Here is a 13,855-nt window from a genome sequence, read left to right as displayed (position 1 = left end):
GCAAGTATGTCTATTGATATTTTGATGCCGGCGCTTTCACCAACTATGGAAGAAGGTAAACTGTCTAAATGGCTCAAGAGAGAAGGTGATAAGGTTAGTTCTGGCGATGTTATTGCTGAAATTGAAACAGATAAGGCTACAATGGAAGTAGAGGCCGTTGATGAAGGTACTCTTGGTAAAATTTTTGTGCCTGAAGGTTCTGAAGGCGTAAAGGTTAATACTGTTATTGCGATTTTGTTAGAAGAAGGTGAGCGTGCTGAGGATATTTCCCAACCTACTGATACAGCACAAAAACCTAAGGAATCTGCTCTTTCTCTGGCATCATCAGTTCCGCAGGCTCCTACTTTTGATACGTCTCCTGATTTTGATATTCCATCGGGAACACAAATGATTACAATGACAGTTCGTGAAGCGCTTAATCAGGCTTTGGCTGAAGAAATGCGGCGTGATGAAAAAGTTTTTCTCATGGGGGAAGAGGTTGCACAATATCAAGGTGCCTATAAGGTTAGTCAAGGTTTGTTGGAAGAATTTGGAGAGCGCCGAGTTATTGATACCCCAATTACAGAACACGGCTTTGCTGGGCTGGCTGTTGGGGCTGCTTTTGGAGGGTTACGTCCTATTGTCGAGTTTATGACATTTAATTTTGCGATGCAGGCGATGGATCAAATTATTAACTCAGCAGCGAAAACACGTTATATGTCTGGTGGACAAATGACAGCTCCTATGGTTTTTCGGGGTCCCAATGGTGCGGCTGCCCGTGTTGGTGCTCAACATTCTCAATGCTATGCTGCATGGTATAGTCATGTGCCAGGTTTGAAAGTTGTCATGCCTTATAGTGCTGCAGATGCAAAAGGTTTGCTGAAAGCTGCTATTCGTGATGATAATCCTGTTATTTTTCTTGAAAATGAGATTTTATATGGGCATCAATTTGAAGTTCCTCAACTAGATGATTTTGTTTTGCCTATTGGTAAGGCGCGTATCCATAAGTCTGGACAAGATGTGACGATTGTCGCGTGCGGAATTGGAATGCATTATGCCGTTCAAGCGTTGCCGGAAATTGAACAACTTGGTATTGATGTTGAATTGATTGATTTACGAACCATTCGTCCGATGGATCTTCCAACAATTCTTTCTTCAGTTAAAAAAACAGGTCGTTTGGTAACAATTGAAGAGGGATTTCCTCAGTCATCCGTGGGAACTGAAATAGCAACGCGTGTTATGCAGCAGGCTTTTGACTATCTTGATGCGCCAATTGCTACGATTTCTGGCAAAGATGTTCCGATGCCTTATGCCGCTAATCTTGAGAAGTTGGCTTTGCCTAATACTGCTGAAATTATTGAGGCCGTTAAGGCTGTGACGTACAGAGCATAACGGAGGAAAGCATAATGCCCATTAAAATTACAATGCCAGCGCTTTCCCCTACGATGGAAGAGGGAAATTTAACAAAATGGAATATTAAAGAGGGAGATAAGGTTTCCTCTGGTGATGTTATTGCTGAGATTGAGACGGATAAAGCGACAATGGAAGTCGAAGCCGTTGATGAAGGTAGGGTTGCCAAAATTGTTGTTCCTGCTGGAACACAAGGCGTTAAAGTAAATACTTTAATTGTTGTTTTAGCAGAAGAAGGTGAAGATTTAGCTGAGGCTGCAAAAGTTGCAGAAGAAATCTCTTCTTCTACAAGCCAAGAACCAGAGGGCATAAAACAGACAGATTCTCTGAAACAGACCGACTCAAAGAGTACAAAAATGTCGCATGAGTTATCAGCTCAGCAATTAATACAGCAAGATAAAAAGGAAGGGCGTCTTTTTGCCTCTCCTTTAGCGCGGCGATTAGCATCTCAGGCAGGTCTTGATTTATCCCTTATTTCTGGAAGTGGTCCGCATGGGCGTATTATCAAGCGTGATGTAGAAAAAGCTGCGAGCAGTGATATTTCTAAAGTGCCTTATTCATCACAGATAGGGGAGCTAATAGCTACAGGTGCTTCGGACAAACAGATATTGAAACTCTTCAAAGAGGATGAATATCGCTTCGCTCCCCATAATAATATGCGTAAAACAATCGCGACACGTTTGGTGGAATCAAAACAGAAAGTTCCACATTTCTATGTAACGGTAGATTGTGAACTTGATGCGCTATTAGCACTGCGTACACAACTGAATGCTGCTGCACCAATGGTTAAAAGACAGGAAGAAACACAGCCTACTTATAAGCTTTCTGTTAATGATATGGTGATCAAAGCTGTTGCACTTTCTTTGAAAGCGGTTCCTGATGCGAATGTCTCTTGGCTTGAAGGTGGGATGATTTATCATAAACATTGTGATGTTGGGGTTGCTGTTTCTATTCCTAATGGATTAATTACGCCAATTATTCGCCATGCAGAGGAAAAGCCGTTATCACTTATTTCTAAAGAGATGAAGGATTTTGCAAAGCGTGCGCGTGAAGGAAAGTTAAAAATGGAAGAATATCAGGGTGGAACAACAGCTGTATCAAATATGGGGATGTATGGTATAAAAAGTTTTTCCGCTATCCTTAATCCACCGCATGCGACGATTTTTGCAATTGGTGCAGGGGAGCAACGCGCCGTTGTTAAAAATGATGCATTAGGGATTGCGACGGTGATGTCGGTCACAATTTCTGCTGATCATCGAGCTGTCGATGGTGCTTTAGCAGCAGAGCTTGCGCGGACTTTTAAGAAGATGATTGAAAATCCATTAGCAATGTTGGTTTGAACTGTTTAACAGTTCTTCACGTAAATTGTGAGAGAGTGTGTTAAGGGAATAAAAACAAATTTAAAGAATTTGAACAGCAATGTTATTGCTATTTCTGGTTTGGGTAAAGCATTTATGTGAAGCTTAAAGCAAAAGACAGAAGATAATTCTGTTACGTTGTTTTGCTGTTTTAAGTTCAAAAAATGCATATCCATTTTATATATATCCATGGAGGAATTACTGTGGCAAATCTTTATGATGTAATTGTGATTGGATCAGGTCCAGGCGGATATGTAACCGCAATTCGTGCAGCACAATGTGGCTTTAAGACTGCGATTGTTGAACGTGAACATTTGGGAGGGATCTGTTTAAATTGGGGATGTATTCCAACAAAGGCTCTTCTGCGTTCAGCGGAAATAAAACATTTTGCTGAACATGCAAAAAATTATGGACTAAAAATTAATGGTTCAATTGAGGCAAACATCGAAGATGTTGTGGCACGTTCACGCGGTGTTTCAGCACGTTTAAATGCTGGTGTTGATTTTTTAATGAAAAAAAACAAAATTGATATTATCTGGGGTGAAGCAAAGCTTACGAAAGAAGCAAAAGAAAGCCATCCAGCGGAAATTATGGTTTCTTCATCCTCCAAACCGATTATGCAACCGCAAAATCCAGTCCCTAAAGGGACGCTAGGAGAGGGAACTTATCAAGCAAAGCATATCATTATTGCAACGGGCGCACGTCCTCGTGTCCTTCCTGGTATTGAGCCAGATGGAAAACTCATTTGGACTTATTTTGAAGCTATGGTACCGCCAGCAATGCCAAAATCGCTTTTGGTTATAGGATCTGGGGCTATTGGCATTGAATTTGCCTCTTTTTATCGTGATATGGGGGCGACAGTAACTGTTGTTGAAATGATGCCTCACATCATGCCTGCTGAAGATATTGAAATTTCAACGTTTGCTTGTAAACAGTTAGAGAAAAAAGGTTTACGCATTCTTCGTCAAGCAAAAGTAACAAAGGTTGAAAAATCTTCTGATTCTGTGACTGTACATATTGATGTTCAAGGTAAAATAGAGTCAATGACCGTTGACCGGTTGATTTCCGCTGTTGGGGTGCAAGGTAATATTGAGAATCTTGGTTTAGAAGCTTTGGGAATAAAAACCGATCGCGGCTGCATTGTAACTGATGAATGGAGTTGGACGGGGGTGGAAGGCATTTATGCTATTGGTGATGTAGCAGGTCCTCCTATGTTGGCACATAAAGCAGAAGAAGAAGGTGTGATATGTATTGAGCATCTTGCAGGTTTGAAGAATGCTCATCCGCTTGATAAAAGAAAAATTCCAGGGTGTACATATTGTACACCACAGGTTGCCTCTGTAGGGCTTTCAGAAGCTACAGCAAAAGAAGCAGGTTATGATATACGTATTGGTCGTTATTCTTTTGCTGCGAATGGCAAGGCGATTGCTTTGGGTGAAGATCAGGGGTTGGTAAAAACAATTTTTGATAAAAAAACAGGACAGCTTCTTGGGGCCCATATGGTAGGGGCTGAGGTAACAGAATTGATACAGGGTTTTGTTATTGCCATGAATCTTGAAACAACAGAAGAAGAATTAATGCATACTGTCTTTCCACATCCGACTTTATCGGAAATGATGAAAGAAAGTGTATTGGATGCTTATGGTCAAGTTTTAAACGCTTGATGACTGGATTGTATGAAAAATTTTATATTTTTGATTGTTACTTCGTATTTATAAGGCAAAGGCTTAAATGGTTACGGTTGTTGATAGAGTTACAAATAGACGTTTGCGTCATCCTGAAAAGGCACATCGTCCTGATACAAGCGTTCAAAAAAAGCCAGATTGGATTCGTGTAAAAGCGCCAACATCACCAATTTATAAGGAAACACATGGTATTGTACGTACGCATAAGTTAGTGACTGTATGTGAAGAAGCTGGTTGCCCTAATATTGGCGAATGTTGGAGCCAGCGGCATGCTAGCTTTATGATTTTAGGTGAAATATGTACGCGTGCTTGTGCTTTTTGTAACGTTGCAACAGGTATTCCACTTGCCGTTGATGATAATGAGCCAGAACGTGTAGCCGATGCTGTTGCACGGATGGAATTAAAACATGTTGTCATTACATCTGTTGATCGTGATGATCTTGCTGATGGTGGTGCTGAGCATTTTGCAAAAGTTATTTATGCGATTCGTCAAAAAACTCCTAAAACAACAATTGAAGTTCTGACACCTGATTTTCGTCATAAGGATGGCGCCTTAGAGGTTGTTGTTGCTGCTAAGCCTGATGTTTTTAATCATAACTTAGAAACAGTTCCTTCTAAATATTTGAAGGTTCGTCCAGGGGCACGTTATTTTCATTCAATTCGTTTATTACAACGCGTTAAAGAACTTGATCCAACAATTTTTACAAAATCGGGAATTATGGTTGGCCTTGGGGAGGAGCGAAATGAAATTTTGCAATTGATGGATGATTTGCGCTCTGCTGATGTTGACTTTATGACAATTGGACAATATTTGCAGCCTACCCGAAAACATCATCCAGTTGTTCGTTTTGTGCCTCCTGAAGAATTTGAGTCTTTTGCCAAGATTGGTAAAGTAAAAGGATTTTTACATATGGCCTCCAATCCTCTGACGCGTTCATCTCATCATGCTGGAGATGATTTTGCCATTTTGCAAAAAGCGCGTGAAGAAAAATTTTCCTTACAGAGATAATTATGCCGATTTTTACAATACATCGGCAGATCACCCATAGTGCCAGTGAAATGTTTGATCTGGTTTCAGATATTGAGCGTTATCCTGAATTTTTACCAATGTGTGAGTCTTTAACATTACGTTCTCGAAAAGAATATGGAAAAAAAATATTGCTTCTTGCGGATATGACCGTTGGCTATAAGATTATCCGTGAGACTTTTACAACTCAAGTATTTTTACAGCCGGAAAAAAATCTTATAGAAGTCAAATATATTGATGGTCCATTCAAATATCTTGAAAATCGTTGGGCCTTTCATGATATTGAAAATACCAATGCATGTAATGTAGAGTTTTTTATTGATTATGAATTTAAAAGTAAAACGCTTGGATTAGTGATGGGCTCAATGTTTGATATTGCATTTCGTAAATTTACCGAGGCTTTTGAGAAGCGCGCGCATCAGATTTATGGCTCTACGGAAACATAGTCTACTCTATTATTTTTTGACAATATGTATGCTTATAACAGCGTGAAGGTGAAAACTGGTTTCCATTTTTACTATTTGTTTTTAATTCAGCTTTCAAAAGCATATTGAAGGAATATCATTTTAAATGATGAAGATGATGCACAGCTTCACGCTTTTGTTTCTCTCTTTTTAATGGAGGCACATCCGTTAAACAAAACGCCCAAATAGAACATGCTTGCGTCATACCCATTTCATAATAGTGTTCATAATAAATAGTATAGATTCTCGTAAAAGTATATAAAATCCACATCTTTACACTTATGAAGAAGTCAGCTTGCACTATTTATTGATCATCTCTCAAAATATTGCGTCAGCTCTTAGCACTTGAGAGAGGTACAAGTGTTCCTTCTTTAATTATTTTATTTATACAGTTTTTTCTCTTGTGGCGTGCAAGTGAATAAATTTGATTAATTAAACCTAAACAGGATTGAAGTGAGATAACTTTACGGTATTCAGATCTTTCAATTTCAAGTTATGATACAATAAATTATTTTTTCAAGATGTGAATGATTATAGACTCAATGTGGAATAGAGAATTTTGAAATTAGTATGGGGAATTCAGTGAAGCAATTCCAGAATCATTTTAAAAACACTTTCAACAGTTGCATGGCGAATAGCATTGCGATTAAGATGACCAAAGTGCATTTCTTTGTGCAGGGGGGAGTGATTTTTGTAAGCAACTGCGCAATGTACAAGTCCTATAGGTTTATCAAGACTTGCACCTCCTGGACCAGCAATTCCTGTTACAGAAACTGCAATGTCAGCTTGTGAATGTTTTAATCCACCCTCAGCCATTGCAAGAGAAACTTCTTTTGAAACGGCACCATAGGTTCTTATAAGTTCAGCACAAACGCCAACAAGGCGTGTTTTGGATTCATTTGAATAAACAACAAATCCACAATCGAGAACATCTGACGATCCTGCAATATTTGTGAGGCTTGCAGCAATGAGCCCTCCTGTACAAGACTCTACAGTTGTTAATAGTAAACCTTTTTGGCGAAAGGTATTAAGGACTTCATGTGCTTGTTTTTCACAAAGATATGTCATTGGGGAATTTCTCCTGAATAAAGAACGCTTGCTGTTGCAAAAGCAGCAATTCCCTCACCACGACCAATAAATCCAAGCCTTTCATTTGTTGTTGCTTTGATAGAGATTCGATCAGGTGTTATTGCAAGTATTGTCATAAGATTTTCTGTCATGGCATGACGATAGGGACCAATTTTAGGATTTTCAGCGATAATTGTGATATCAACATTGGCGATACGACCACCTGCTTTTTTTAGAATATCAAGAGCATGACGGAGAAAAATTTCTGATGATACATTTTTCCATTGAGGATCAGAGGGAGGAAAATGTGTACCGATATCTCCAGCACCTCGTGTAGCGAGCAGGGCATCTGTTAATGCATGAAGAGCAACATCCGCATCAGAGTGTCCGTTTAATTTTTTATAAAAAGGGATTTTTATGCCACATAAAATAAGAAAATCACCATCCTCGAAAGAGTGAACATCATAACCATTGCCAGTGCGGATATCAGGAAACATCTGCATTTTCTTTTGGAGATATAAATGTGCAGTATTAAAATCTTCATGCCATGTAATTTTTATGTTGTTAGGATTTCCAGGGACGGTACGCATAGGAATTCCAAACCATTCGGCAATCGCAGAATCATCAGTGAATTCTTGTTTGCAAGCTTGTTTTGCTTGTTTATGGGCCGCTAAGATACGTTCAAAGGGAAAACACTGTGGAGTTTGTGCACTATAAAGATAGGCACGGGGAATTGTTTCTAAAACATGCTGATTATTTACACGTTTAAGGGTATCAGAGATGGGCAAAACAGGAAGAACACCTTCTTGAGGCGTGATCGTGTTGTGAATGTTATCAAGAAGCTTGTTTTCGATAAAGGGGCGTGCACCATCATGAATATGCACATATTGGGGATTTATTTTTTTGAGTGCTTGAAGTCCATGTAAGGTAGAGATTTGACGTGTATTGCCTCCTTCAACGATAATAAGGCGCTCTTTAAAATCACCAAGTGCTTGTTCACAGATTTGACGATCTTTTGGATGAATAACGAGGATAATTGTTGTGATAGCTGGATGTTGCAAAAAACAATTCACTGTATGATAAATAATCGGCTTTTGTCCTAGAAACCGGTACTGTTTTGGAATTTTATGAGGAGATCCTGCTCTTTCACCGCGTCCAGCGGCTAATATTATTGCTGCGATAGAAATACTTAATCTCCTTATGTTATAAGCTTAGTTTGCTTTTTTATCATTAATTTTGAAATGATTTTGAAAGGATGGTTGTTTTAGATCAGCAAGGGATATCACGGATAACACCTCAAAAAAAGCATTTAATGCTTTTTGAAGTGCGGTATTTAAACTACAAAAATCGATTAATGGGCAAGTCGGTTCTGCAGTATCGAAACATTCTGCGAGGGAAAAGTTGTCTTCTGTTACTTTTACAACATCAGCGACTGAAATCTCTGCTGCGGGTTTAGCCAATTTAACACCACCATTGCGTCCACGCACTGTTTGTATAAAACCGGCTTGAACAAGCGGCTGAAGGATTTTAAATAAAAAAAGTTCTGAAACGGCATATGCTTTAGCAATTTCTGGAACACGACTGAGAGTTCCCTGATTATCTGCACAATACATGAGCATTCGAAGAGCATAATTTGTTTGTTTTGTTAATCGCATCTCATTTCCTTCGTAAAGTATCGTCGAACACAGTTTATTTTAAAGATATTTTGCAAAATGGAGAAGTTCTTTCTCATTGACTATATTTGCCCTATTTTAAATGTAGTATTAGTATTGTCAATTTTTGCTACAAAAGGTTATATGAGAATAATGGGATAAGGGTATGTAAGCTCATGACGAATATAACATCTGTGACGAATCTTCAAGACATAGATAAAAATACGTATAACGATAAAAATACTTATAACGATGAGTTGTATCGTTTAAGTAAGGTATATATTTTTTTAGGGATTACAATTATTGTATTGGCTTTACTTACGGCCTCTGTTTCGTTTATTATTCTTATTGGATTAACCCCTGTTGTTCCCAGTAGAACAGTAACCCTTATTCTTATAGGGATTAATAGTTTTTGGGTTTTAGGGCTTATTGTCATCGTTTTTTATGAGATGATTCCGATCATTCGTGCTTGGCGTTCAAGGCGTGCAGGATCGCGTCTTCATGTGCGCCTCATTTCATTGTTTGCACTTGTTGCGACAATGCCAGCTGTTGCTGTAGCTCTTGTATCGGGTCCAGCACTAAATTTGGGACTTGATCGATGGTTTGATACAACAACGCGACAAATTGTGGGCTCTTCTATTGATTTAGCAAATGCTTATGCAGATGAAATGCTTCAAAATTTAAAAAATTTATCCTACGCGATGGCATTTGCACTTGATAACAAAAAACTCTTAGAGCGTAATCTAGCTGAATATAGGATGCAGTTGACGCGTCATGCTATAGGACGCAATTTGCGTGGTGCATTTTTGTTAAGTTCTAGCGGAGCTATTTTTGTATCGAGTGCTCTTGGTGATGAAGATAAACTGCCAATTCCTCCTTCTCATCTTATTGAACGAGCAACCAGTGCGAGACCTTTTTCTTTTCAACCAGGCGTTCATGATTATTTTGGTATTATTTTAAAATTTACCAACATTCCAAACACATTTTTATATTTGGTGCGTGACGTTGATAAAGGTGTTTTATCTGCTTTGCGTTTGACAGAAGTCAATACAGATCGTTATCGCGATTTAAATGAAAATCGCCTGCTGACGCAAATTGCATTTGGTATGCTTTATTTGTGTCTTTTTTTTAGTTTATTCTTATCAGCCATTTGGGCTGCTATTGCTGTCGCTGATCGCTTAGTACGTCCTATTCGTCTTCTCATTAGTGCTGCTGATGATGTTGCTACTGGAAATATGGAAATTTTCGTGCCAGTACGAGCAAAAGATGGAGATATTGGGCAATTATCCAAAACTTTTAATTACATGGTCAGTGAATTGAAAAGTCGGCGCAATGAGTTGATTGCAGTGCGTGATCAAATTGATGAGAGACGGCGTTTTTCTGAAGCTGTGTTATCGGGTGTAACAGCGGGAGTCGCAGGTATAGATGATAATGGTGATATCACAATTATCAATCGATCTATTGAAGCGATGTTTGATATTCGCTCTGAGCACGTTGTTGGCCAAAGTCTTTTATCTTTAAGCGCTGAAATTTGGCAGGTTTTTCAGTTTGTGCGTTCATTGGATCGTAAAAATCATCGTGAGCAGGTCACTTTAAACGTTGCAGGAAAAGAGCGTGTCTGTAATGTCCAAGTTACGATGGAGGAGGATGATGGACAGGGGCAATCTTGGGTTCTAACAATTGATGATATTACAGACCTTGTTGCAGCGCAACGTACAGCGGCGTGGGCGGATATTGCGCGGCGTATTGCACACGAAATCAAAAATCCTCTCACACCCATTCAGTTATCTGCTGAACGTATTCGTAAACGTTATAACAAAGTTATTACACAAGATAGAGAGGTTTTTGATCGGTGTATTGAGACAATTATTAGACAGGTTGGAGATATTGGGCGTATGGTTGATGAGTTTTCCTCTTTTGCACGTATGCCCAAACCACAAATGCATATTTTGGATATACGAGAATTGTTGCGCGAAGCATGTTTTTTGATAGAAGTAACGCGACATGATATTCATTTTGAGCAAGATTTAGGAAGTCTACCACTTATGGGTGCATTTGATAACCGTCTCATTGTACAGGCTTTTTGCAATGTTATCAAAAACGCGAGCGAATCCATAGATTCAGTTATGCGAGAGGAAAATATTCACGGTCATATTCTTGTCCGTTCTTATCGTCAGGAAGAATGGGTGGTTGTGGATGTTGTTGATAACGGGAAAGGACTTCCTAAAGAGCAAAGACAAAAGTTATTAGAGCCCTATATAACAACGCGGGAAAAAGGAACAGGGCTGGGGTTAGCCATTGTGCGCAAAGTTATAGAAGATCACGGTGGTTTCATGGAGCTTCATGATGCACCGGAGAGTTTTTATGAAGGTCGTGGTGCGATGATCCGTTTGATATTTCCCTCAGATGGGGGTAAGCAGGGTAGTATTATACAAGCCATAAATCATAAGATAGGGGAATAGTATGGTATCAGATATCTTGATTGTTGATGATGAAGCAGATATTCGTGAGCTTGTTGCTGGTATTTTAGATGATGAAGGTTATGAAACGCGTGTTGCTTGTAACTCTGATGAAGCATTGGCTCAAATTAGTGAACGTATTCCAAAGCTCATTTTTTTGGATATTTGGCTACAGGGTAGTCGCCTCGATGGTTTAGCACTGCTTGATGAAATTAAAACACAATATCCGGCTCTTCCGGTCGTTATGATCTCTGGTCATGGTAATATTGAGACGGCTGTTTCCGCTATAAAGCGAGGGGCATATGATTTCATTGAAAAACCTTTTAAAGCTGATAGACTTGTGTTGGTTGCAGAGAGAACACTTGAAAATTCAAATTTAAAACGTGAGCTTTTAGAATTGCGAAAGCGTTCGAATGAGACATTAGAGTTGCTCGGGAAATCGACAGTTATAAAAAATTTGCGTCAAATCATAGAAAAAGTAGCACCAACCAATAGTCGCGTCATGATAACAGGCCCTTCAGGGGCAGGAAAAGAGACTGTTGCACGAACTATTCATGCGCTCTCAACGCGTTCGAATGGGCCATTTGTTACAATAAATGCTGCAACGATTACTCCGGAAAGAATGGAAATAGAACTGTTTGGCAGCGAAATGGAAGGAAGGGAGCGCAAGATTGGTGCCTTAGAGGAAGCTCATGGTGGTATATTATATCTGGATGAAATCGCTGATATGCCGCGTGAGACTCAAGGTAAGATTCTTCGGGTGTTAACGGGGCAAACATTTGAGAGAGTTGGTGGCACAAAACGTGTTAAGGTGGATGTCCGTATCATTTCTTCGACAGCGCAAAATCTTGAAAACCTCATTTCCGATGGGCGCTTTAGGGAGGATCTTTTCCACCGTCTTTCCGTTGTTCCTATTGCTGTTCCTCCTCTTTCAGCGCGTCGTGAAGATATTCCAGAACTTGTACATCATTTTGTGAAAACAATATCACAGCAGGTTGGGATTAAACCGCGTGCAATCAGTGATGATGTGATTGCTATTTTGCAAACGCAAGCTTGGCCGGGTAATGTGCGGCAATTACGTAATAATATTGAGCGTCTTCTTATTCTTGTGCGGGATGGTGATGGTCCTATAACAGCGGACTTTCTTCCCAGTGAAGTAAGTGATTCTTTGCCACGTCTTCAAATGGATTCAGATGAAAGTATAATGGATTTGCCGTTACGTGAAGCACGAGAATTGTTTGAAAAGAGATATTTAGTGGCGCAGATTGGGCGTTTGGGTGGAAATATATCACGTACTGCTGAATTTATAGGCATGGAGCGTTCAGCTTTGCACCGTAAACTTAAAGCGCTTGGAGTTTCTTAAAGCGATGCGTGTTATTATTTGTGGAGCAGGACAGGTTGGTTATGGGATCGCAGAGCGTCTTGCTGCTGAAAATCACGATGTTACTGTTATTGATATTGAAACAAGATTAATTGAAAAGATTCGCGATACATTGGATGTGAGAGGTTTTGTTGGTCACGGTTCACGTCCTGAAGTTCTTTTGGCTGCAGATGCAGACAAAGCTGATATGTTGATTGCTGTCACTTTGTTTGATGAAGTCAATATGGTAGCTTGCCAAGTAGCACATTCATTATTTAATGTGCCCACAAAAATTGCTCGTATTCGCTCACAATCTTATTTAGAACCACGTTATAAGACGCTTTTTTCCAGAGAGAATATTCCCATTGATGTGGTTATTTCGCCAGAAGTTGAAGTTGGTGAAATGGTTTTGCGCCGTATTGCTTTGCCTGGTGCAATAGATGTTCTTTATTTTTGTAATGATGATATTGTTGCGCTAGCCTTGGAATGCATGGAAGATTGTCCAGTTATTAATACACCTTTGCGTCAATTAACAGAGCTTTTTCCAGATCTTCATACGACGGTTACTGCTATTAAACGTGGCGCGGAATTATTGGTTGCGCATTCAGAAACGCAATTACGCGTTGGTGATATAACCTATCTTGTTGTTTCTCGTGAACAGATGCGTCGTGCTGTTGGGCTTTTTGGTCATAAAGAACAAGATGCCCACCGCATGATTATTGCAGGGGGTGGTCACATTGGTCTTTATGTTGCACAGGCTATTGAAAAGCGTTTCCATAAATTAAAATTGAAGATTATAGAGTCGCATAGAGAAAGAGCTCTCACAATTGCTGATCAGCTTGAAAAAACAACAGTTTTATACGGTAACGTGTTAGATCCAGTGATTCTTCAAGATGCGGGAATTGATCAGTCCGATTTAATGATTACATTGACCAATCAAGATCAGGTTAATCTCTTAAGCGCTATTATTGCTAAAAGATTGGGCTGCAAAGCCAATATGGTATTGATTAATAATGTTGCTTACCAAGAATTTAGTCGTGCTGTTGGTGTTGATGCATATCTTAATCCCCATAGTGTTACAATATCGAGAATTTTGCAACAAATGCGCCGTGGGCGTATACGTTCTGTTCATTCAGTTTTTAATGGCCGAGCAGAAATTATTGAAGCTGAAGTGATGCAAACATCTTCATTGGTTGGTAAGTCATTATCAGAGCTCAATTTATCAGATGGTTTGAGAATTGGCGCAATTTATCGTAATAAGACAATAATACAGCTTTCGGCAGATACGCGTATTTTGTCTGGTGATAGAATAGTGATTTTCGCTCTTGCTGATAGGGTGCGTGATGTTGAACAACTCTTTCGCGTAAGTTTAGAATATTTTTGATATATTATC

At 39.4% G+C, this 13,855-nt stretch carries 11 protein-coding genes; 8 read left to right on the top strand and 3 right to left on the bottom strand.

What is annotated here, in order from left to right; all coding sequences use genetic code 11:
• The first annotated feature begins 6 nt into the window (after window positions 1-6).
• From ACFIK6_RS01420 to ACFIK6_RS01400, 5 genes are all read left to right on the top strand, one after another.
• Window positions 7-1,371 carry a pyruvate dehydrogenase complex E1 component subunit beta gene (locus ACFIK6_RS01420; RefSeq protein ID WP_375641461.1) on the top strand — a complete coding sequence of 455 codons (1,365 nt, stop codon included), beginning with the start codon at window positions 7-9 and terminating at the stop codon, window positions 1,369-1,371.
• 14 nt (window positions 1,372-1,385) lie between these two features.
• Window positions 1,386-2,729, top strand: coding sequence for a pyruvate dehydrogenase complex dihydrolipoamide acetyltransferase (locus tag ACFIK6_RS01415; RefSeq protein ID WP_375641460.1), 1,344 nt, complete (start codon window positions 1,386-1,388; stop codon window positions 2,727-2,729).
• Between the two features lie 221 nt (window positions 2,730-2,950).
• A complete protein-coding gene (gene lpdA / locus ACFIK6_RS01410; RefSeq protein ID WP_375641459.1) occupies window positions 2,951-4,411 on the top strand; it encodes a dihydrolipoyl dehydrogenase in 1,461 nt (486 codons plus the stop codon).
• A gap of 67 nt (window positions 4,412-4,478) precedes the next feature.
• Window positions 4,479-5,441 carry a lipoyl synthase gene (gene lipA / locus ACFIK6_RS01405; protein WP_375641458.1) on the top strand — a complete coding sequence of 321 codons (963 nt, stop codon included), beginning with the start codon at window positions 4,479-4,481 and terminating at the stop codon, window positions 5,439-5,441.
• Between the two features lie 2 nt (window positions 5,442-5,443).
• The gene (locus ACFIK6_RS01400) at window positions 5,444-5,905 is read left to right on the top strand and encodes a type II toxin-antitoxin system RatA family toxin (RefSeq protein WP_273723361.1); all 462 of its coding nucleotides are present in this window, start codon (window positions 5,444-5,446) and stop codon (window positions 5,903-5,905) included.
• 597 nt (window positions 5,906-6,502) lie between these two features.
• Here the strand turns inward: ACFIK6_RS01400 and ACFIK6_RS01395 are convergent.
• From ACFIK6_RS01395 to rirA, 3 genes are read right to left on the bottom strand one after another with little or no spacing between them, the layout of a single operon-like run.
• Window positions 6,503-6,991 (bottom strand): CinA family protein, encoded by a 489-nt coding sequence (locus ACFIK6_RS01395; RefSeq protein ID WP_375677284.1) that lies wholly within the window; start codon window positions 6,989-6,991, stop codon window positions 6,503-6,505.
• Window positions 6,988-8,178, bottom strand: a complete 1,191-nt coding sequence (locus ACFIK6_RS01390) for a bifunctional 2-C-methyl-D-erythritol 4-phosphate cytidylyltransferase/2-C-methyl-D-erythritol 2,4-cyclodiphosphate synthase (RefSeq protein WP_375641554.1) — start codon at window positions 8,176-8,178, stop codon at window positions 6,988-6,990. The genes ACFIK6_RS01395 and ACFIK6_RS01390 overlap by 4 nt, the downstream gene beginning before the upstream one ends.
• A gap of 24 nt (window positions 8,179-8,202) precedes the next feature.
• The gene (gene rirA / locus ACFIK6_RS01385) at window positions 8,203-8,646 is read right to left on the bottom strand and encodes an iron-responsive transcriptional regulator RirA (RefSeq protein WP_375641456.1); all 444 of its coding nucleotides are present in this window, start codon (window positions 8,644-8,646) and stop codon (window positions 8,203-8,205) included.
• A 173-nt stretch (window positions 8,647-8,819) separates the two neighbouring features.
• Between rirA and ACFIK6_RS01380 the strand changes: the two genes are divergently transcribed.
• From ACFIK6_RS01380 to trkA, 3 genes are read left to right on the top strand one after another with little or no spacing between them, the layout of a single operon-like run.
• A complete protein-coding gene (locus ACFIK6_RS01380; RefSeq protein ID WP_375641455.1) occupies window positions 8,820-11,105 on the top strand; it encodes an ATP-binding protein in 2,286 nt (761 codons plus the stop codon).
• Window position 11,106: 1 nt separating this feature from the next.
• The gene (locus ACFIK6_RS01375; RefSeq protein WP_375641454.1) at window positions 11,107-12,465 is read left to right on the top strand and encodes a sigma-54-dependent transcriptional regulator; all 1,359 of its coding nucleotides are present in this window, start codon (window positions 11,107-11,109) and stop codon (window positions 12,463-12,465) included.
• A 4-nt stretch (window positions 12,466-12,469) separates the two neighbouring features.
• Window positions 12,470-13,846 (top strand): Trk system potassium transporter TrkA, encoded by a 1,377-nt coding sequence (trkA, locus tag ACFIK6_RS01370; RefSeq protein WP_273791154.1) that lies wholly within the window; start codon window positions 12,470-12,472, stop codon window positions 13,844-13,846.
• Window positions 13,847-13,855 lie beyond the last annotated feature (9 nt).

This window comes from Bartonella sp. AS69XJJH, assembly GCF_042195585.1.
Lineage (GTDB): Bacteria > Pseudomonadota > Alphaproteobacteria > Rhizobiales > Rhizobiaceae > Bartonella.
The sequence above is the reverse complement of the archived record's forward strand: the minus strand, read 5'-3'. Positions and strand labels throughout refer to the sequence as shown.